Here is a 20,240-nt window from a genome sequence, read left to right as displayed (position 1 = left end):
CACATTATGTTGGCTCTCCCTTTTCTATGTTTATCTAGCGATTTTACTCCCACTCAAAAGCGCCTGTATAAAGCTGATAATATATTCCTTTTTCACTAATCAACTGCGTATGATCGCCCCGTTCCTTAATCTGTCCATGCTCCATCACCATAATGGCATTAGAATTTCTAACCGTAGATAGACGATGGGCGATGACAAATACTGTCCTTCCCTCCATCAAATTATCCATTCCTAATTGAACTAACGCTTCTGTTCGAGTATCAATGGAAGAGGTGGCTTCATCCAAAATCATGACTGGCGGATTTGCAATCGCCGCTCTAGCAATCGCCAGCAATTGACTTTGTCCTTGGGAAAGTCCGTTTCCACTTCCGTCTAATTTCGTCTGATACCCCTCTGGCAAACGTTCAATAAAGCTCGCAGCATAAGATAACTTCGCCGCTTCCTTCACTTCCTCGTCACTGGCATCGAGACGGCCATACCGAATATTATCTGCCACCGTTCCAGAAAAGAGATGCGTATCCTGCAAAACAATTCCTAATGAACGGCGCAAATCCGCCTTTTTAATAGCCTTAATATTGATTCCATCATAAATAATTTCACCTTCGGTAATATCATAAAAGCGATTCAGTAGATTAGCGACGGTGGTTTTACCAGCCCCAGTAGCCCCTACAAAAGCAAGCTTTTGTCCAGACTTAGCATATAACGTAATGTCATGAAGCACTTGCTTCTTTCCATCATAAGAAAAGGACACTTGCTTTAGCTCCACTTTTCCCATTAAAGGCACGAGAGAGCCATCTTCCAGCTTCCATGACCACCCACGACCATTTTCTTCTTTTTGAAGTGTGACACGCCCCTCATCCTCTTCAGGATTTTCATCCATCATATTAAAAATACGCTGTGCCCCTGCTAATGCCACCACAAACATATTTACCTGTGAGGATATTTCGGCAATCGGCATCGTGAAGTTTCGAGATAAGCTTAGAAAGGCTGCAATGCTTCCTAACGTCAATCCTTTATCCCAGCCAGAGATCGAGAGCGCGCCCCCAACAATCGCCACAAGCACATAAATTAAGGTCGCAATATTAGCATTGACTGGCATCAAGATGTTGGAATATTTATTGGCTGTAGCAGAGCTTTCAAACAATTCATCATTTAATTTTGCAAATTGTTCAATCGTTTTATTTTCTCGGCTAAATACTTGAACCACCTTTTGACCATGGATCATTTCCTCAATATAACCATCTACGACACCAATCGATTCCTGCTGCTTGAAAAAGTGTTCGGTTGCTTTTGTGCCAAATTTTTTGGTAACCCATAACATAAGTCCTGCACCTAATAATACAACGATCGTTAATGGGATATCTAAATATAGCATTGTGCCAAGCACCACTAGAACAGTAATAAAGGTGGATAGCAGTTGGGGGAGTCCGTCCGTTAACATCATGTTAAGTGTATCCACATCATTTGTATAATGGCTCATAATATCGCCATGTGCCTTGCGGTCAAAGTACTTAATAGGGAGCTTTTGCATATGCGCAAACAAATGATCACGAATTTTTTTCATAATCTGTTGGGAAATTGTAATCATGAGCCTTTTAGCCGCAAACGTACTTATTACACCCGCCGCATAAATCAAGGCAAGGATCGTTAACGCTTGGAACAAAGCATTAAACATTGGATTTTGATCCCCAAGTAATGGCACAATGAAGTCATCAATAAGCAGCCTTAAAAAGGTTGCGGAGGCGACGGAGACTGCGCCACTGATTAATACAAACACTAGCACGAGACAAGACTTAAATTTATAAAATTTAAAATAGGATAAGAGTCGCTTCATCGTCTTCATATAGCTTATGTTCTCTGCTTCCATAGTTTCAGCTTTTGTATTCTCCAGCTTCTTGTTACTCGACATGCTCCTCACCTCCTTTTATTTGTGTATAATAAGCCTCTTGGTAAATTTCATTTCTGCCCAGTAGCTCCTCATGTGTACCGATATCAACCATTTTCCCTTCATCTAATAAAATAATTTGATCTGCGTCCTCTACGGAAGCGAGTCGCTGTGCAATAATGATTTTTGTCGTATCAGGAATACTTTCCTTGAATACTTTACGAATCATCGCATCTGTTCGCGTATCAACAGCACTAGTGGAATCATCTAAAATAAGAATTTTTGGTCGTTTTAGTAATGCTCTTGCAATACAAAGCCGTTGCTTCTGACCTCCAGAAACATTGCTTCCTCCTTGTGCTAAATGTGTATCATACCCATTCGAAAAAGTCGAAATAAAATCGTGTGCTTGAGCAGCCTTACATGCTTCAATCAATTCTTCATCTGTAGCCAACTCGTTGCCCCAACGAAGGTTTTCCTTAATCGAGCCCTCAAACAAAATATTTTTTTGCAACACCATCGCAACTTGACTTCGGAGCACACCAAGATCATAGTTCTTCACATTAATACCGCTAACAAGCACTTCTCCTTCGCTTGCATCATAGAGACGTGGGATTAACTGCACCAGTGTAGATTTTGCACTACCTGCGCCTCCAATAATCCCGATCGTTTGACCAGACTTAATGTTAATATTAATATTGGATAACGCATATTTGTCTGCTTTACTTGAATAGCGAAAGGACACGTTACGAAATTGTACATCCCCTGTTGTAAGCTGTGTTACTGGTGAAGCAGGACTTGTAATCTCAGGTTGCTCCTTTAATAAATCATTAATCCGTCCCGCAGAAGCTCGGGCAATCGCAATAAAAATAACGACGATCCCGAGTGTCATCAAGCTCATCAAAATTTGCATGGAGTAGGCGAACACACTCGTAAGCTCACCCGTTGTCATTGTTCCACCTACAACTAGCTTTGCGCCAATCCAAGAAATTAAGAGCATCACACCGTAAAGGATGACATTCATTAAAGGCAATTCATAAGACAAGATGCGTTCTGCTTTTGACATGAGTGTAAATATTTTTTGAGATACAGCTTTAAATTTTGAAATTTCATGCTCTTCTCGTACATAGGATTTCACTACGCGAATTCCCCGTACGTTTTCCTGTACCACTTTATTTAAATCATCATAACCATCAAAGGCACGTTCGAAGACAGGGAAGGAATATTTCATAATCAACAAAATACCAATCGCTAGAATTGGAATGACAACTAGAAACCAGCCCGCAATTGTAGGGCTAATTCGGTAAGTCATGATCGTTGCAAAAATCATCATCACAGGACTACGAAATGCAATGCGGATAATCATTAGAAAAGCATTTTGCACATGCGAAATATCTGTTGTTAAGCGTGTCACAATACCCGACGTTGAAAATTTGTCCATATTGGAAAAGGATAATTGCTGGACATGACGAAACAGATCATAACGTAGGTTTTTCCCAAAGCCCGACATGGCAATTGCCGAATATTTTCCCGCAAGGGCACCAAATAAAAGTGATACCAGTGCAAATAAAACAAGAATCAAACCGTATTTAACGATCATATTCATATTTCCACCTGTAATCCCTTGGTCGATTAGGTCTGCCATCAGTAAGGGTATAATAACCTCCATTGCAACCTCACCAAGTAAAAATAAAGGGGTCAGCCATGTATCCTTCTTATATTCTCTCAAACTTTGCAGCAATTTTTTAAGCATCATTTTCTCTCTCCTTTTAATAGTCCACACGATAGTCAACACTTTTTATCTACTGCTGCCTATATCACATCTGTTATGGATAAATGGTATTATAAACTGTATAGTAACTATACAGTCAATTTTATTTTTTTCTTTTAGGAGGTTAACTTCAGTCATGCATCAGAATGACCTATTATCCATAAGTGCATTTTCTAAAATGGTAGAAATACCACGCAAAACACTCATTTACTATGATCAAATTGGGTTATTTAAGCCTGCATGGGTAGCAGACAATGGCTACCGTTACTACCACCGCAGCCAACTAGATACCATTGGTGTCATTTCTATTTTTAAGGAGCTTGGCATGTCGTTGGATGAGATTCAAGCTCATTTAGGCAAACGCACACCCGCCAGTACACTTGAACTTTTACATAAACAAGAGAAACTGATCCAATTGCAAATTGCAAAGCTAGAACGAGCGCAGCAAATGATCAGTAAGCGCGCTGGGAACATTGAGCATTCGCTGAAGGTCAATATTAATGAGATGAATATTATTTGGCAAAACAAAACACCTATACTTTTGAGCATCCGTATGGACACGAACAAACAACAATTTCCAGAAGAGCTATGGAAGGATTTTCAATTCCGTCTCCATAAAGAAAACGCACCGATTGGATATCCAAATGGAGTTATTATTCCGCAGGAGAGCTTACTTAAGAAAGACGGGGATAAGATTTCCTATACGTATTGCTATATGGAGACCCATTTTCACAAGCAAGCATATATGCCAAAGGGATATTATTTAGTTTCCTATAGCAGAGCAGACTATGGAGATACAGATAAAATTTTTCCGCAAATTTTTGATCATATTGAAAAAAATAATTACGTCATCATTGGGGATGCTTACGAGGAATATTTGCTGGATGAGATCTCGATCCAAAATCCAAATGAATATTTGGTCAAAGTGATGGTGCATATCGAAGACCCAGTAAATGATAAAAACACTTGACACCGACTGGAGCCTGGTAGCTACGATACAGAGAGTTCTTACGATTGTTGTTAAAATCAACTTCCTTTTTATTGAATAATTGCTGGTGGAATTTGATTTTAGAGACAACCTTCAGAATCTCTCTGTCTCCTCGCTAGTTTGGGTTAACGTCAAGTACTGGTTTCAAGATTGAGCCCTTTTATTTTTTCACATTTATTTTTTCATCATAATAGGTAGTGTGATGTGTAATGTGAATAATTCCTCATTATTAACAACACTTAGCGTTCCATTAAGCTGCTGTATCATTTTTTGACAGCTAACCAAGCCAATTTCGTTACTATCATTTTTCTTATCCACCTGTTTAACGGCATTTTGCACAAGTAGGTGGAACATTGACTGTTCCATGTAATAGCTAATTTTTATAGGCTGTGACGGATTTGCATATTTTTGAATGTTGGAAAATATGTTGTCAAACACACGACGAATAGAAACCAGATTGACTTCAAGCCAACCTTCCTCAGGTTTTGTATCCATCTCAAATTTAAAATCCATATTACTTAATACAAATAGCTGCTCCTCGATGAGTTGATCCATCAATGCACATGCCTCATACGTTTCAAACTCGATTTCCTCTTCCTCAGAGTTAGAAGCAACGGTAAAGTATTCGAACAGCTTATCCGTTAGTGCTTTAATCTGATACGCCTTTTCTCTACTATTATGGATATATTGTACTAGGTCCTCCTGTGTCTTATATTTATTAAGCTGAATAATGTCCATGTAACCTAACAAAATAGTAAGCGGCGTACGCAAATCATGGGAAATCGTCGTAATTAATTCTCGATTGGCTTGCCTTATATTCTCTTCACTACCCAGTCGTTCCCTAAACGATTGCCGCATCTCATCTACACTTTGAGCTAACGAAGATAACTCATCATTGCCTAAAACGGTAATGGAATAATCTAAATTGCCACCCTCCAGTATTTTGATCTCGCGCTCCAGCACACCGATATAGGATGTTTTTTTGTTAATGAGAAACAGAAATGAAACGACAAATAAAATACCTGCCATAGAGAGGCAAAAAAGAAGGATGAGGTTGGAATACTGATATTCATAATAACCAACCAAATAAACCTCTGCATCCTGATCCGCAAACGTTATTGTCATAATTGGGATTTTTGATGGGATGATTTGCGTTAGAAGCTGTTCATTCATGGCAGGCGCAGGCTCTGTGTTGTTTGATGAATAAACTAGCTTTTTATCTGCAAAAAGATATAAATTTAAATATCTCTCCTTATTGATCCATGCCGATAATCGCTCATGATCTTTGGTTGAAATTTGCTCATTTTTAACAAAGGTGTTAAAGCGGTCTATTGCATCTTGTTGTCTTTTTTCAACAAAGGTGGATTTACTCAAATAATTATTAATTATACTTTCTCCAACTGCTTCTAAAACAAAAAATGATACGATAAAAACAAGTAGGGAAAACAATAAAGCAAACACTAATTTTATTTTCAGCTTTTTTCCGATGAGTAACTTATTCAATTTTATACCCCTTCCCCCAAACCGTTTTTACATATTTAGGGTTTTGCGGGTCATCCTCCAACTTTCCTCTTAAATTTCGAATATGCACCATGACGGTATTATTGCAGGTATAAAAATAAGGTTGTCCCCACACACTTTCATAAATATTTTCTGCTGAAAATACCTTTCTTCTTTTTTTAGCTAATAAGAGCAATATGTTAAATTCAATCTCTGTGAGTGCAATTTCCTTTCCACCTACAGTTACCGTTTTCGCATCTTGCTCCACAATGAGATCCTTAATAATAATTTTATCAAATTCCTCTACCTTCTCTTTTCCACGATAAACATAATATCTACGTAACAATGCTTTGACTCTAGCGACAAGTTCGGTATAGGAAAAAGGCTTAGACAAAAAATCATCACTACCAGACGAAAAAGCGAGTTGTTTATCTGAATCTTGTGTTTTAGCTGTTAAAAATAAAATAGGTGCGCTCGTTTTTTCACGAATTTCTACACATGCCTTTAGACCAGATTTATTAGGCATCATAATATCTAAAATGATAAGATCAATTTCTTCATTAACTTTATCTATCGCATCTTGACCATCCACTGCCTCAATGACGATATAGTTTTCACTTTCTAATAATATTTTAACGATTTCTCTAATTTCACTATTATCATCAGCAATTAAAATTTGCTTGCCCATACGATCCCTCCGTTCATGTCCAGTATAATGTTTGGTCATGATGTCCACCAGTCTATACAATAAACTTAAGAATTCTTCAGAATTAATGTAGATAACTCTTAATGAAATCAACTTATACTTAAAATATAATCACCGTCATGTAAGGAGCAGTGCGATGCGACATTTATCAAAAAATAATATTTTTAAAATAGTTTTGCTGATATTAACAGCAGTTTCAATCGTCATATTTATTTATTATTCGCCTGAAATTTTAAAAATACTATCCTCCATGGATAATTTTAGAGAATATATTCGTTCTACAGGAAGCTGGGGACCGATTATGTTTATTCTCTTTCAAGTTCTTCAGATTGTAATTGCACCTATTCCAGGAGAAGTCGTCCAAATTGCAGGGGGTTACATTTATGGTATTGGTCTTGGGACGTTATATAATACGATAGGTATGGTGTTAGGTTCAGCGATGGCATTTTATTTTACTCGTTTTATTGGTCGCTCTTACATTGAAAAGTTACTACAAAAGAAAGATTACAAGTGGATGGCACTCATAAACGACGAAAAGAAATTTTCCGTGTTTTTATTTATCTTTTTCGTTATTCCTGGGTTACCAAAGGACTTTCTCGTATACGTGGCTGCTTTAACGTCGATAGGTTCCTTGCGTTTCTTCATCATTCTGCTTGTCGCACGTTTACCATGGATTATCGGCTCAGTTGCCGTTGGCTCCACGATTCATTTAGAACAATACGGATCAGCGATCATTATTTCTGTCATCTCTGTGGTCGCTTTCATCTTCGGTTATATTTATAAGGATAAGTTAGTCCAAATTTTTTCAAAAACAGAAAATGAGACGGGAAAATAGATCTATACAAGGCACTTTTACGCAGGCTTACCGGGGTAAGTCAAGGAAAAGTAACGAAGTAGGGGCGAAAAGGCGTTAACAGATGACCTTGAATGACTGTTCAGACACGACCTAGTAAAGGAGAATATCACCTATGCTTAAATTTGAAACAAATCGTTTAATATTAAGAAACTTTGCTACAGAAGATGCACAAGGATTGTTAGAATATACGGAAAACCCTAGAGTAAACTGCTTCTTAATTGATAAAAATTCATCCTTTGAGGAAGCATTGCTGAAGGTTAAAAAAAGAAGTTGGGATGACACTTATATCGCAGTTGCTTTAAAGGAAAGTAATCAACTTATTGGCGAGTTATTTTTGATGAAGGAGGATCCTGATACTTATAGTGTTGGATGGCATTTTAATGAGAAATACGAAGGAAAAGGATATGCAACTGAAAGTGCTCAAGCACTTTTAAGGTATCTCTTTATGGAGAAAGACGCAAGAAGAGTGTATGCCTATGTTGAGGATGATAACTTACGGTCACAAAAGCTGCTCGAAAAGTTAGGCATGCGTAAGGAAGGTTGCTTTATTGAATATATTTCATTTACTAAAAATGAAGATGGCACACCAAAATATGAAAATACATTTCAATATGCCATCTTAAAGAGGGAATGGCTTGAGCTCACTTCAAACCTTCAATAAATTATTGATTTTACAACTTCATCACGATTTACCTTCTTAAAAACCTACTAAAGGATGGAGATTTGCCATTAATCAGTAGATGCGCTAACAACCCTGCAACAAGTCCCCAAAATGCACCACCAACACCAAGCAAGGTCACATTTGCTGCTGTTGCTAAAAACGTAATTAATGCGGTCTCACGACCCTTTGGTTCTATCAAAGCATTAGCAAGGCTCCCACCAATCGTACCAATTAGAGCGAGTCCTGCTAATGTTGCAATAAATGTAGCAGGAAGAATTAGAAATAAAGCAGCTAACGTTACACCAAAAATGCCCACAGTAATATAAAAAACTCCGCAAGCAATTCCTGCAATATAGCGTTTTGATGCATCCTCATGTGCATCCTTCCCTGTACAAATCGCCGCTGTAATCGCAGCTACATTAAATGCGTGTGAACCAAAAGGTGCTGTAATTAGAGAACCCAGGCCTGTTGCAATTAAAATTGGATTTGCACTCGTTTTGAAACCGTCATTCCGCAAGACAAGCATACCCGGCATGTATTGCCCAGTTAATGTAATAATAAATAATGGCAGTGCAACTCCTAATATAGCATGTAACGAAAACTGTGGAACGACAAACACGGGTGATGCAATGGTTAAAGTAATGGCACTGAAATCTGCCTTACCTGTACTCATTAAATAAATCATTCCGATGACTAAAATACCTACAATCGCATAGCGGGACGTAAATCTCCTTAATAAAATATAAGAAGCAAACAATATAACGACAAGGATCGGATCTATCTTTGCACCTTCAAATGCAGAAATACCAAACTGCAACAAAATTCCAGCTAGTAATCCTGAAGCAATCCCAGAAGGTATAAGCTGAACAAAACGTTCAAACATCCCCGTTAAACCTAAAATAATGAATCCTACTGCGGAAATCATGTAAGCGCCAATAGCTTCTGGATAAGGGGTGACAGCCAACGCTGACACTAGAAATGCAACACCTGGTGTAGACCACGCCGTAATAATTGGTTCCCGATATCGATAGCTTAGCCATATCCCAGTTATACCGACCCCAATGGAAATCGACCAAATCCATGATGTAGTCATTTCAGGACTTAAACCCGCAACTTTTGCCGCCTGAAATACAAGAATAAAGGTTCCTCCATAATTAACAATCACCGATATTAAAGCCGCAATCGTGGGTGATATTAAATCACGCCCACGTAGTAAAGGAGATGTATGTTTTCTCATCGTTCTCCTACCTCCTCTTCCTCTCTCTCTTTTTTTTCATTCCTTCAATATTCATTTTGTAAGTGAATGAAAAACTCTTGCTAGTATATCAACATTTGGACTGTTTATATCTATCCAAAGTACATAAAAATGATCAATCCAAAAATATCGTAATAAAATTGTAAGACTTAGCTTAGACAATCGTAAGCTCTGTTATTTAATCTAACCATGAAAGAAAACCAATATTGGAGGCTGAATAAAATGATGAAAAGAAAAACTAGTAAAACATTATTGATGACAGCGGTATTAATCCTTTCACTTACATTTTCTGGATTAACCAGTGCCGCAGGAATGAAAACGATGAAAAAGAACGGCATGGAGCTACTTAATTTAAGACAGACATCAGAAATGTATGGCTATAGCGTACAGTGGAACAGTAAAGAAAGATCCGTCACTTTAGTTTACAAAGGTAAGATGGATGGAATGATGAAAGATGACAACATGAGTATGAAAGACGATACGATGATGAAGGACGATATGGGCAAGAAAGGCGACATGATGATGAAGGATGATATGGACAAGAAAGACGACATGATGATGAAGGATGACATGGACAAGAAAGACGATAAGATGATGAAGGATGACATGAAGCCGACGGGCCAAAATATTAAACTTTGGATCGGGTCAAAAAAGGTAGTCATAAATGGGAAGCAAATCAAATTAGATACTGCCCCTACGATTTCTAAGGGTAGCACTTATGTAACTATAAAATTGGTTAATCAATATATGAAGCCTACAGCTTCAATGAAATAGAAGTAAACAAACTGCGCAGCAGCATCAGCCCATGGTATGATGAAGTCAAATTTATTTTTCTCAATTATGGGGTGATTCAGTGTGAATGAAACAATATTAGTCGCTGATGACGATGCAAATATTACGGATGTTTGTCGCAGGTATTTGGAACGAGAAGGTTATTTAGTTATTACTGCTAAAGACGGCTTAGAAGCCATCGAGTTATGGCACAGTCAAAGTCCAAGCTTGATCGTATTAGACCTGATGATGCCGGGTAAAAGTGGTTGGGAGGTTTGTAGTGAGATTCGGCAAACTGAAGATATCCCGATTGTAATGTTGACCGCCCGTGGTGAAGAGCAGGATCGTCTGATGGGACTGACGATGGGTGCAGATGATTACTTGACCAAACCCTTTAGTCCTAGGGAACTCGTGTTACGTGTACAGGCAATCTTACGCCGAATGCGCTATGTAAATTCCTCGCCAACTACGGCATCTGAACATACCATTAAATATGAAGGACTTACTATCGACGTTGGGAAGCGCAAAGTAGAGATAAATGGATATGAAATCGAATTAACTGTCACAGAGTTTGAAATGCTATATCTACTAGCAAGTCATCCAGGCCAAGTGTTTTCTAGAACACAGATATTGAGTAAAATATGGGATTTTAGCTATGAGGGAGATACAACGACAGTGACTGTGCATATTCGGAGATTACGGGAAAAGATTGAACCCACTCCTTCTGAGCCAAAGTATATTAAAACAGTCTGGGGTATAGGCTATAAGTTTGCAGGTGATGGTAACTCATGAAGCTACGTACTTACTTATTATTATCGAGCCTGTCAGGGATTGGTGTCTTATTAATTTGTTTATTTGTTAGCTATAATAAAATGTTTCTTTCTATTGAGCAATTGTATTGGTTGTCTAGTGTAACCGTTGGGGTGGGTGTCCTCTCTTTCATCCTTCAATATTTGATGACAAAGCCTTTAGAGAAATCGATACAGCAAATTACAGAGCAAACAATCCAAATTGCCGAAGGGGACTTCGATACCAAAGTCCCCTTAATCGGCCCCCAAGAGTTTAAGCTTCTCGCAGCACAATTTAACACGATGAGCACAAAATTAGAGGAAAGCTTCAACAATTTACATCACTCTGAATCTGCAAGACGGGAGTTAATTGCAAACGTCTCCCACGATTTGCGGACACCGCTAGCCTCCATCCAATCCTTTGTAGAAGCTTTAGAGGATGATGTAATTAAAGACAAGGATACCTTTGAGCGTTACCTCAAAACGATTCGATTAGAAACAAAGCGATTAGCAGGACTTATTCAGGACTTATTTGAATTATCGAGTTTAGAAGCAAAAGGCGATGTGTTCGAGCCTATTCCATATCATGCAGATGAGTTGTTACTCAGTACGCTGGAAGGCTTCTCTTTCCATCTCGCTGAGAAAAAGCTTGATGTTGAAATTGATTTACCACATAAATTACCTGCTGCACTGATGATGCCTGCACAAATTAAGCGAGTATTATCTAATTTACTACAAAATGCAATTCAGTACTCTCCAGTTGAAGGGAAAATCGTTTTATCCGCTACAGAGAAGGGTAAATTTTTATTAATTTCAGTTAAAGATGAAGGAGAAGGCATCGAAGAAACAGAAACCTCACGTATATTTGAACGTTTTTATCGAATTGATAAAGCACGTAGCAAAAATAATGGTGGCGCAGGACTTGGTCTTGCCATTGCAGAGTCTATTGTTGAGCTGCATGGTGGTGAAATTGGGGTGAACAGCACTATAGGAAACGGCAGTTGCTTCTGGTTCACACTTCCGATTTATTTCAGTCGCTGATCCTTAGCGTTGACTAAGCATTTAGTTAGGTGGTGATTGATTTGACTATTGATTTTGTATTTCTGTTTGGTGTGTTTGGAGCAGGGGTACTTTCTTTTTTCTCCCCTTGCATTTTGCCGTTACTACCAGTGTATGTATCCTATTTGTCGGGAAATATCGTTAATGAGGGTAGCAATATAAATCATGACTCGGTTACGATTCGAGCTGGATTTTTTGTAAGAACCTTGTTGTTTGTGCTTGGATTGTCCGTCGTATTTATTATACTTGGCTTTGGTTCTGGTGTACTTGGAAATTTGATCTCAAGCTCCAAGTTTATTGCATTTTGCGGAGCTATCGTTATCTTATTTGGGATTTACCAAACAGGATGGATTAAGTTTCCTTGGTTAGAGCGAGAACGTAAGCTATCTAGTAACCATGCTAACAAAGGAAGTTATGTTGGCGCATTCCTGCTCGGCTTGACATTTAGTTTTGGATGGACGCCATGTATCGGACCTATATTAGCCGCTGTACTTGGTATTGCCGCGGGGGAGGGCTCCCCTACTTATGGAGGATTACTGATGCTCCTTTATACGTTGGGTTTAGCAATTCCTTTTTTGATCATGTCACTATTTTCACAATTTTTTATTAAACGGGTGCGTCGTTTGTATAAATACATGGGTGTAATCAAAGTAGGCTCAGGCCTTATGCTTATTGTGATGGGCGTCTTGCTGATGACCGATCGGCTTAATATGATTGTAAGCTGGTTTCAATAATGATGGAAAAAATTAGGGGGACACAAGATGAAACGTACATGGAAATGGCTTGGTTATGTGCTTATTATAGGTAGCTTATTATCCATCTTAACCGCCTGTGGCACCAAACAATCCTCACAAAGCACGAATATGGGGGCACAAGCTACTATGAACAAAGGGGAAGCCGCTCCACAGTTTGTATTAAATGATCTCAAGGGCAACTCCTTTCAGCTAAAGGAGGCTCAAGGTAAAAAAGTATATGTGAAATATTGGGCTTCTTGGTGTTCGATTTGCCTTGCGGGTCTTGAAGACCTCAATACATTAGCAGGACAGGAAAAGGATTTTCAAATTGTAACGATCGTGACGCCTAACTACAAAGGGGAGAAATCTGCTAAAGAGTTTACTGAATGGTTTAACAGGCAGCCGTACAGTAACTTAACTGTCCTGTTAGATGAGGATGGAGAATGGGCTAAGCAGTTTGGACTCAGAGCTTACCCAAGTTCATTTTATATTGGATCAGACGGTATTTTGGCTAAATCACAACCAGGTCATGCCGACAATGAGCAAATTGTTAAGACTTTAAACGGAATGAAGTGAGGAAGGAGTAACGATATGAAGTTGATGAAAAGTAGTGTGTTAGGTTTATGCCTCATTACAATGATTATCGTTTTATCTGCTTGCGGTAGTAAAGCTGAGAGCAAAACTGCTACTGCCCCCTCGCCTCAAAAACCGATAGTAACCGTCAATGAGGATGAATTAAAAGAGGTGTATTTAGCAGGTGGCTGTTTTTGGGGAGTAGAAGCGTATATGGCACGAATTCACGGGGTTCAAGATGTCACCTCTGGTTATGCCAATGGAGAAGGTGAGCAGCCTACCTATGAGGATGTGATCCGAGGTGACCGTGGCTTTGCGGAAACTGTCCATGTAAAATACGATCCAAAACAAGTAAATCTACAGAAATTGCTTGAATATTATTTCAGAGTGGTTGATCCTACTAGTCTAAATAAGCAAGGAAATGATCAAGGTATTCAATACCGATCAGGGATCTATTATACGTCTGAGGAAGATGCTAAAATTATTCAACAGGCCGTAGCTGAAGAGCAAAAGAAATATGACAAACCGATCGTAACGGAAGTGGGGCCGCTACAAAACTATTATTTAGCTGAGGAATATCATCAGGATTATTTAGAAAAAAATCCAAACGGCTATTGCCATATTGATTTAAGTATTTTGGATAAACAAGAAATTGTAATTGATCCTGCAATGTACCCACGTCCAACAAACGAAGTCTTAAAGGAACGTTTAACCGATGCCCAGTATGCTGTCGCTGTAAATAATGATACGGAGCGCGCCTTTAGTAATGAATATTGGGACAATTATGAACCAGGCTTGTATGTCGATATTACAACGGGTGAGCCTTTGTTTTCTAGTGTAGATAAATATGATTCGGGATGTGGCTGGCCAAGTTTTACGAAGCCAATTGCACCTGAGGTAGTCACGTATAAAACGGATACAAGCTTCGGGATGGAGCGTACAGAAGTTAGGAGTCGAGCAGGTGACATCCATCTTGGTCATGTGTTTGACGATGGACCTGCCGATCGTGGAGGTAAACGTTATTGTATCAACAGTGCCTCCATTAAATTTATTCCACTAGATAAGATGAGAGAAGAGAATTATGGATATTTATTGCCACTGATGGAATCGAAATAGTATAAAGGAAGTGTTCTAGTAGATGAATTTACATCTAAATTGGATTACGCTTAGGGTACACGATCTTGAGTCTTCATTACAGTTTTATAATCAAGTATTAGGACTTCCTATTGAACGTAGATTCGAGAGCAGAGGAAAGCAAATCGCGATGTTAAGTATGGATGGGAAACCGAAGCTAGAGCTTATTCAAGGAAGTGAGCAAGTGATGAAGCCAGAGTGTGGGATTTCCCTTGGCTTTGAGGTTGAGTCATTAGATAAGGCTATGATTTACTTAGAAACCAAAGGTATCCCAGTAGCTCGCGGCCCCATTGCACCTAATCCCAATTTAAGTTTCTTTTATATACTTGACCCAGACGGCTTTGAGGTACAGTTAGCGGAACATAATAACAAATAATAATTAGCCAAGACCTTAACAGGATACTTTAACTATAATCATTATTTACCTTTAACTGGATATTTCTGCATAGTATGATAACACTATAATTCAGTTATAGGAGGCCCTAATGGCTAAAACAAAACGTGGTAAAGGCTTATGGAACACAACGTCAAGAGGAAGAGGAACTTGTCCAATCTGCCTCTCCACTCGGATCAAGTTGCTTTATTCTGCGACCAATTCGGAAGGTAAAACAGTAACAGTGTGTAAAAGATGTAGTTCAGCAACTGCAAAAAGTGCTGATCATGCTGTAGACACAGCGAATTTAGGATTTCGTAGGAAGCTACGGAGAGAACTAAATCAACTAAAGCAAAATGTGTAAAAAAGTTATACATTAAACGAGGGTACTCCTAATCAGGAAGTAACCTCGTTTAGCTGCCATATAACCTAAACCTCTTTAGAGCACTCCTTATGCCATACAGTCAATTGCTCAGCCTTACGTCTTGGACGAGATTTGGGTATATTCTCCGCATCATAATATCCCATATGGAGAGTTCCCGCGATCTTCTCACCTGGCTTAACACCAATCGCTTCATGAAAACGTGGGTCTTCATTATATTCATTCGTCTTCCACACGATACCAATCCCTCGATTCCATGCCAAAAGCTGAAGATTCTGAATAAAAGCTGCACATGCAAGTAATGCTTCTTCAGCTTCTTTAGGACGGGACTCCGCCTTAACAACTACAATTAAATGTGCCGCCGCATTCTCACAATAATCCCGCGTTGCACTCTCACCATATTTTTCTAGCTCCTCAGTAGTGTAGGTTGTTAGTACTGCTTGTGCAAAGGCATGTCTGCCTTCCTCGGAAAAAAGAATAAAACGCCATGGCTCTTTGGCAGAGTGATACGGGGCCCATACAGCATCATTTAGTAATTCATACATTATTGACTCAGGAATGCTTTGCCCCTTATATCTCCTAATGGAACGTCTTTCCCGAATAACACGACTCAATTCATCGTACATCATCTCGATCTCCATCTTGTTTATTTATTTTTTATTTTTTCGCCATCTTATTTATCTTATTTACTTTTTTCAAATTCACTTATAATTTGATCGATCGCATACACATTTGCTACAGGTGAAAAGCCAAAGTTAAACCATTCATTATCTCCAACAAGATACACGTGTCCATTTTTGACTGCCTTCAGACTTTTCCAAAGTGAATTGTCTGCCATTGCTTCGTATGCTTTGCTCGCCTGCTCCCCATCTCCACCACGATCCACTTGAATAATAAAATGATCTGGATTGTATTTTGGAAGCATCTCCAAAGACACTTCTACACCCGCCTCATCTTTCGGAAAAGCATCTACTGTCTTTAAGCCAAGTTCCTCATGAATGACCTTTCCTCTGCCTGATAGCGGTCCTGAAATAACACTACCTTTAGGCGTTATTCGCATATAAATGACTGTTTCGTCGCCAATTAAAGTATGCAGACGTTCCTTCGCTTCCTTTATTTTCTGGTCATAGTTCTGAATGACTTGCTCGGCTTTATCCGAGACGTTAAGTACCTTTGCAATTTCGCGTAGCTCATCTCGCCACTCCTCCTGACTTTTCAGCAAAACAGTAGGTGCGATTTGTGTAAGCTGGTCATAATGAGCTTCATCTCGCCAATCAGAGGCAATGATAAGATCAGGAGCCGCAGCCAGCACTTTTTCAAAATTAGGACCCGTACCATTTCCCAACTTAATCACATCTTTAAAGGCACCTTGAAAATAGGATGCAAATTGTTCATGATAATTCTCAGCCGCAACTGGAACTATACCTAGTGCATATAAATAATCAGGATATGTGACCGTAGTAGCTATAATCCGCTGAGGATGTGCAGGGATTGAGACTTGCCCTTTAACACTTTCTACAACCCTTTGCTTGTCCGTAGCTGATGTTTGCTCTTTTCCTTCTGTACTACAAGCTGTAGTTATTAGTAATAACAATATAGATGCTAATAAAGCAACCTTGCTTCCCATTCGTTTCATTTACATAATCCTCCATGTCATTTGCTGATGATAAGTCGATAATAAGTTGATAATAATTATCATTATCATAATAAACGAATACATGCCCACAGTGTATGGAGAAATAGGAACGATAAGTTGGAGTTTTGAGAATGAGCTACACATGATTTATGTTCTTCTTAGACTCCAGACAAGAAATAAGCTCTTGGATAGCAAGACATGTTGCTAGTGGAGAAAAGGAAAAGTTGTACCAATGCATTCCACCTACTGGGTAAATTGATTTTCCTTTAAATAATTTCTCATTATTAGCTTGGTTACCTCTTGCCCATTGTACATACATTTTCTGTGCGTTGTGAGATGGCTGATCGAGATGAAGAATGATATGATCTGCATCGAATTTAAAAGATGATTCCTTTGCTAATGTATAGCCTAATTGCTCATTGTGTAATGCAGGCATTGTCTGGAGTCCTAGCTCCTCATGAAGCATTTTTCCTCTGCTTGATTGTCTTCCATAAATAACTGCCTCATTTTTTGTTACCCGTAAATATGCCACAGACTCATTTTGTAAAATCTCACGCAATCGTACTCTGGCAATTTCAATCTGATATTCATAATTTTGGATTACATGCTTAGCCTCTTTTTTCTTTCCCAGCACTTCTGCAATATCACACAGTTCCTCACGCCAATTGTCTCTTTCAGGGAGTAGAACGGTTGTCGCAATACTAGAAAGTGTTTCGTAATTTTGTTGATCTTTCCACATTGGGGCTAAAATAAGATCAGGTTTAACGCTACGAATTGTGTCATAATCTAGCTCTCTCGTGCAGGGCAAACGTGAAATATTTGAAAATGGTTCTTTAAGGTACTCTGGAAAATCATCATTTCCCACAGGAGCAGCTATCGGTGTAACGCCGATCGAATACAAAAGCTCTGGATAGGTAACGGAAATGCCTAAATGGCGCCGATTCATAATATAATGCCGAGGAGAAGCACCTACAGATTGTTTAAACCTTCTACTAAAATAATGTTCATCCTGAAAACCAACCTCGCGTGCAATATCGTAAAGACGATTGCCTGCGATATGCATCAGTTCCTTGGCTCGATTGATACGCAGTTCTGTCAAATATTCTGTTGGACTTTGTCCAGTCATTTCCTTGAACAACGTATTATACCAACGGCGACTCATGTTAGCCATCTGTGCTAATTGTTCAATATTAGAAACTTCTCGGTAATGTTGCTGTAGGTACTGAATTGTTCGCTCCACTGCTAACTTTGCATTTTTCTCCCCTACCCTATTTCCCATGTGCTCAACTATAAAATAAATCAGATTTTGAAAACGAAAATGATTTTGGATCTGTAGCCATTCATCCTCTTCATCCCAGTACTGTAGCAATTCTTGCATTTTTTTCTCAAGCATATGAGTAGGTAAATTTTCCATGAGGCCATCATGGAGCCATTCATTTTGATTAAGCGGCCTTACGGTTGTAACGTTATCGTTTTCTTCCTTAGCATCCGATCCATCTATATAATTTATGGAAAATGATAGCTTAAAATAGACAAGTGGTTCATCACTCTTCTGAGCAAAAACCATTGGGATTTCAGGGCGTATATAGATGCATGCCCCCCTATGGAGCTTTATACTTTCATTCTCTATTTTTAAGTTGCCTTGACCTCCAGTGATTAGTAATAACGTATGTAACAGCGGTTTTTGATGCACTGTTAAATCAAGAGTTGAATTACACAACTGAATATTATTCATAACAAAATGAAAATCACGAAACGGAATTCCAGTTTTTATTTTCTGCTTCATTCTATACCTAGACCTTTCGATTCATTTAGATTTCTACTATTTATTTTAAATGATAATCGTTTTCAATTATAGAGCGTTAATGAATGTGGCAATCATCGCTAAGAAGGCATTTTATGGCGAAGATGCTGAGATGACGCATAATGTGAATTGAGTGGATGTGATTCGGGAAATATGAGGAAGGCGAAACTGATGGAGGATAACGGGGTGCAATTAAAAAATCCAGAAAGCATGAATCCCTTCTAAAGGTGTTCATGCTTTCTGATTTTTTTATACTTTGATGCTTCAATATCTTTTTAATATAATCGATACGTCATAAGCAAATCTTTTAATACAAGATTAATAATATCGTCATATGAAATTATTTCTCCTTAAGAAATATATTCACTGTAAGCTTCTTCAGTCGTCTGCACGTTCTTCATATAGATAATCTTTCCCTCTTCATTTAAACGCATAATATCTATACCTTCTTTGGTAAAAACCGTGCCATCTTTCGCTTGTCCACATACTGCCCAGTTAGTCTTATAGCTACCGTCAGGCTGAAGTACCCATGCATCCCACATATGTTTGATGTCTTTGTTGTACTCATAAATAGTTTTAATAACCACATCGAATCCTGTTCGGCTATTACCGTTTGAAATAACTTCGACATCCTCCGTAAATAAGGATAACAAGTCCTGCATAGCTCGATCGTCAGTGCGAGAAGCATCAAACAAACGGAAATAGTTATTTAACATTGTGATGTTCTTATCCGTGTTTACAGAGTTAGTAGTGTTTCCAGCAGTCGCTGTATTTGTCATTTTTATGACCTCCTGTATTTGCTATACCCTTTGTGAAAGTATAGATTTATCGGTTCGAATAATTTCGAACTATAAAGATATGAAAAGAACTATAACACACTTAATATGAGCAACGCAATACATAGATCGAAATTTTTCGAACATTGAAAGGAGATGTCGAATGTGCTAGTATCTACCTTATGAGAACTTTACCGATACCTACAACTTCAGAGATGAGCCTGACCACGGTGTGTAATGCATTAGGTGATCCGTTACGCATGAAGATTGCGTACTGTCTAGCTAGTTCGGGCGAGATGCACTGCTCCGCTTTTGAAGTCGACCATATTTCTAAATCAACGTTGTCCCACCACGTCAAACTGCTTCGTGAAGCAGGCATTATCCAGCCACGCATCGAAGGGAAACACCACTTTTATTCACTTAGAAAGGATGATCTAAATACCCGTTTCCCAGGCTTAGTTGATTTGATTCTGCAAACTGGAGACCATGATTAAAGACTAAAACCGATCGAAATTTTACGAATGTAAAGTTCCCATCGGTTTTTTTGGTTAGATAAGTTCCCCAAGACCTGAAATTATCCTATACATATCC

At 38.7% G+C, this 20,240-nt stretch carries 21 protein-coding genes; 12 read left to right on the top strand and 9 right to left on the bottom strand.

What is annotated here, in order from left to right:
- Positions 1–43 precede the first annotated feature (43 nt).
- Positions 44–1,909 carry an ABC transporter ATP-binding protein gene (locus ABE099_RS01405; protein WP_430026790.1) on the bottom strand — a complete coding sequence of 622 codons (1,866 nt, stop codon included), beginning with the start codon at positions 1,907–1,909 and terminating at the stop codon, positions 44–46.
- Complete coding sequence (locus tag ABE099_RS01400) at positions 1,899–3,638, bottom strand: ABC transporter ATP-binding protein (RefSeq protein ID WP_430026789.1); 1,740 nt, start codon at positions 3,636–3,638, stop codon at positions 1,899–1,901. Before ABE099_RS01400 ends, ABE099_RS01405 begins: the two co-directional genes overlap by 11 nt.
- A gap of 151 nt (positions 3,639–3,789) precedes the next feature.
- On the opposite strand from ABE099_RS01400, the gene ABE099_RS01395 reads away from it, so the two are divergent.
- On the top strand, positions 3,790–4,623 hold the full coding sequence (locus ABE099_RS01395) for a MerR family transcriptional regulator (RefSeq protein ID WP_430026788.1): 834 nt from the start codon (positions 3,790–3,792) through the stop codon (positions 4,621–4,623).
- Positions 4,624–4,815: 192 nt separating this feature from the next.
- Here ABE099_RS01395 and ABE099_RS01390 read toward each other — a convergent pair whose 3' ends face one another.
- A complete protein-coding gene (locus ABE099_RS01390) occupies positions 4,816–6,144 on the bottom strand; it encodes a HAMP domain-containing sensor histidine kinase (protein ID WP_430026787.1) in 1,329 nt (442 codons plus the stop codon).
- The gene (locus tag ABE099_RS01385; protein ID WP_430026786.1) at positions 6,137–6,868 is read right to left on the bottom strand and encodes a response regulator transcription factor; all 732 of its coding nucleotides are present in this window, start codon (positions 6,866–6,868) and stop codon (positions 6,137–6,139) included. The genes ABE099_RS01390 and ABE099_RS01385 overlap by 8 nt, the downstream gene beginning before the upstream one ends.
- Positions 6,869–6,983: 115 nt before the next feature.
- Between ABE099_RS01385 and ABE099_RS01380 the strand changes: the two genes are divergently transcribed.
- A complete protein-coding gene (locus ABE099_RS01380; protein ID WP_430026785.1) occupies positions 6,984–7,682 on the top strand; it encodes a TVP38/TMEM64 family protein in 699 nt (232 codons plus the stop codon).
- A 133-nt stretch (positions 7,683–7,815) separates the two neighbouring features.
- A complete protein-coding gene (locus ABE099_RS01375; protein WP_430026784.1) occupies positions 7,816–8,364 on the top strand; it encodes a GNAT family N-acetyltransferase in 549 nt (182 codons plus the stop codon).
- A 28-nt stretch (positions 8,365–8,392) separates the two neighbouring features.
- Here the strand turns inward: ABE099_RS01375 and ABE099_RS01370 are convergent, their stop codons facing one another.
- Positions 8,393–9,601, bottom strand: a complete 1,209-nt coding sequence (locus ABE099_RS01370) for a benzoate/H(+) symporter BenE family transporter (RefSeq protein WP_430026783.1) — start codon at positions 9,599–9,601, stop codon at positions 8,393–8,395.
- A 240-nt stretch (positions 9,602–9,841) separates the two neighbouring features.
- Here ABE099_RS01370 and ABE099_RS01365 point away from each other — a divergent pair, with 240 nt between their 5' ends.
- The 8 genes from ABE099_RS01365 (at position 9,842) to ABE099_RS01330 (ending at position 15,415) form a co-directional block, all read left to right on the top strand.
- Positions 9,842–10,393, top strand: a complete 552-nt coding sequence (locus ABE099_RS01365) for a stalk domain-containing protein (RefSeq protein ID WP_430026782.1) — start codon at positions 9,842–9,844, stop codon at positions 10,391–10,393.
- Between the two features lie 81 nt (positions 10,394–10,474).
- Positions 10,475–11,182 carry a response regulator transcription factor gene (locus ABE099_RS01360; RefSeq protein WP_430026781.1) on the top strand — a complete coding sequence of 236 codons (708 nt, stop codon included), beginning with the start codon at positions 10,475–10,477 and terminating at the stop codon, positions 11,180–11,182.
- Positions 11,179–12,219, top strand: a complete 1,041-nt coding sequence (locus ABE099_RS01355; protein WP_430026780.1) for a HAMP domain-containing sensor histidine kinase — start codon at positions 11,179–11,181, stop codon at positions 12,217–12,219. Before ABE099_RS01360 ends, ABE099_RS01355 begins: the two co-directional genes overlap by 4 nt.
- Before the next feature lie 32 nt (positions 12,220–12,251).
- Complete coding sequence (locus ABE099_RS01350; RefSeq protein WP_430026779.1) at positions 12,252–12,971, top strand: cytochrome c biogenesis CcdA family protein; 720 nt, start codon at positions 12,252–12,254, stop codon at positions 12,969–12,971.
- A gap of 27 nt (positions 12,972–12,998) precedes the next feature.
- Positions 12,999–13,547: a redoxin family protein gene (locus ABE099_RS01345; RefSeq protein ID WP_430026778.1), complete on the top strand. Its 549-nt coding sequence runs from the start codon at positions 12,999–13,001 to the stop codon at positions 13,545–13,547.
- 15 nt (positions 13,548–13,562) lie between these two features.
- Positions 13,563–14,660 (top strand): peptide-methionine (R)-S-oxide reductase MsrB, encoded by a 1,098-nt coding sequence (msrB, locus tag ABE099_RS01340; protein ID WP_430026777.1) that lies wholly within the window; start codon positions 13,563–13,565, stop codon positions 14,658–14,660.
- A gap of 22 nt (positions 14,661–14,682) precedes the next feature.
- Positions 14,683–15,054 (top strand): VOC family protein, encoded by a 372-nt coding sequence (locus tag ABE099_RS01335; protein WP_430026776.1) that lies wholly within the window; start codon positions 14,683–14,685, stop codon positions 15,052–15,054.
- Positions 15,055–15,163: 109 nt separating this feature from the next.
- Positions 15,164–15,415, top strand: a complete 252-nt coding sequence (locus ABE099_RS01330; RefSeq protein ID WP_430026775.1) for a hypothetical protein — start codon at positions 15,164–15,166, stop codon at positions 15,413–15,415.
- 65 nt (positions 15,416–15,480) lie between these two features.
- Here the strand turns inward: ABE099_RS01330 and ABE099_RS01325 are convergent, their stop codons facing one another.
- The 4 genes from ABE099_RS01325 to ABE099_RS01310 all read right to left on the bottom strand — a co-directional run bounded on the left by ABE099_RS01325 (position 15,481) and on the right by ABE099_RS01310 (position 19,652).
- A complete protein-coding gene (locus ABE099_RS01325; protein WP_430026774.1) occupies positions 15,481–16,059 on the bottom strand; it encodes a nitroreductase family protein in 579 nt (192 codons plus the stop codon).
- Between the two features lie 56 nt (positions 16,060–16,115).
- A complete protein-coding gene (locus tag ABE099_RS01320) occupies positions 16,116–17,069 on the bottom strand; it encodes an iron-siderophore ABC transporter substrate-binding protein (RefSeq protein ID WP_430026773.1) in 954 nt (317 codons plus the stop codon).
- 136 nt (positions 17,070–17,205) lie between these two features.
- A complete protein-coding gene (locus ABE099_RS01315) occupies positions 17,206–18,855 on the bottom strand; it encodes a helix-turn-helix domain-containing protein (protein WP_430026772.1) in 1,650 nt (549 codons plus the stop codon).
- A 368-nt stretch (positions 18,856–19,223) separates the two neighbouring features.
- Positions 19,224–19,652, bottom strand: a complete 429-nt coding sequence (locus tag ABE099_RS01310; RefSeq protein WP_430026771.1) for a nuclear transport factor 2 family protein — start codon at positions 19,650–19,652, stop codon at positions 19,224–19,226.
- 179 nt (positions 19,653–19,831) lie between these two features.
- Between ABE099_RS01310 and ABE099_RS01305 the strand changes: the two genes are divergently transcribed.
- Positions 19,832–20,143 carry an ArsR/SmtB family transcription factor gene (locus ABE099_RS01305; RefSeq protein ID WP_430026770.1) on the top strand — a complete coding sequence of 104 codons (312 nt, stop codon included), beginning with the start codon at positions 19,832–19,834 and terminating at the stop codon, positions 20,141–20,143.
- Positions 20,144–20,240: the final 97 nt, after the last annotated feature.

This window comes from Paenibacillus turicensis (genome assembly GCF_050461185.1).
In the GTDB taxonomy this organism is placed as follows: Bacteria; Bacillota; Bacilli; order Paenibacillales; family Paenibacillaceae; genus Fontibacillus; species Fontibacillus turicensis_A.
This window is presented reverse-complemented; position numbering and strand designations above follow the sequence as displayed.

Coding starts and splice junctions, on each gene's coding strand:
- ABE099_RS01355 (WP_430026780.1), top strand. CDS start 11,179: ATGAAGCTACGTACTTACTTATTATTATCGAGCCTGTCAGGGATTGGT.
- ABE099_RS01310 (WP_430026771.1), bottom strand. CDS start 19,652: ATGACAAATACAGCGACTGCTGGAAACACTACTAACTCTGTAAACACG.
- ABE099_RS01370 (WP_430026783.1), bottom strand. CDS start 9,601: ATGAGAAAACATACATCTCCTTTACTACGTGGGCGTGATTTAATATCA.
- ABE099_RS01330 (WP_430026775.1), top strand. CDS start 15,164: ATGGCTAAAACAAAACGTGGTAAAGGCTTATGGAACACAACGTCAAGA.
- ABE099_RS01405 (WP_430026790.1), bottom strand. CDS start 1,909: ATGTCGAGTAACAAGAAGCTGGAGAATACAAAAGCTGAAACTATGGAA.
- ABE099_RS01335 (WP_430026776.1), top strand. CDS start 14,683: ATGAATTTACATCTAAATTGGATTACGCTTAGGGTACACGATCTTGAG.
- ABE099_RS01375 (WP_430026784.1), top strand. CDS start 7,816: ATGCTTAAATTTGAAACAAATCGTTTAATATTAAGAAACTTTGCTACA.
- ABE099_RS01345 (WP_430026778.1), top strand. CDS start 12,999: ATGAAACGTACATGGAAATGGCTTGGTTATGTGCTTATTATAGGTAGC.
- ABE099_RS01325 (WP_430026774.1), bottom strand. CDS start 16,059: ATGTACGATGAATTGAGTCGTGTTATTCGGGAAAGACGTTCCATTAGG.
- ABE099_RS01380 (WP_430026785.1), top strand. CDS start 6,984: ATGCGACATTTATCAAAAAATAATATTTTTAAAATAGTTTTGCTGATA.
- ABE099_RS01385 (WP_430026786.1), bottom strand. CDS start 6,868: ATGACCAAACATTATACTGGACATGAACGGAGGGATCGTATGGGCAAG.
- ABE099_RS01315 (WP_430026772.1), bottom strand. CDS start 18,855: ATGAAGCAGAAAATAAAAACTGGAATTCCGTTTCGTGATTTTCATTTT.
- ABE099_RS01400 (WP_430026789.1), bottom strand. CDS start 3,638: ATGATGCTTAAAAAATTGCTGCAAAGTTTGAGAGAATATAAGAAGGAT.
- msrB (WP_430026777.1), top strand. CDS start 13,563: ATGAAGTTGATGAAAAGTAGTGTGTTAGGTTTATGCCTCATTACAATG.
- ABE099_RS01320 (WP_430026773.1), bottom strand. CDS start 17,069: ATGAAACGAATGGGAAGCAAGGTTGCTTTATTAGCATCTATATTGTTA.
- ABE099_RS01395 (WP_430026788.1), top strand. CDS start 3,790: ATGCATCAGAATGACCTATTATCCATAAGTGCATTTTCTAAAATGGTA.
- ABE099_RS01365 (WP_430026782.1), top strand. CDS start 9,842: ATGATGAAAAGAAAAACTAGTAAAACATTATTGATGACAGCGGTATTA.
- ABE099_RS01305 (WP_430026770.1), top strand. CDS start 19,832: ATGAGAACTTTACCGATACCTACAACTTCAGAGATGAGCCTGACCACG.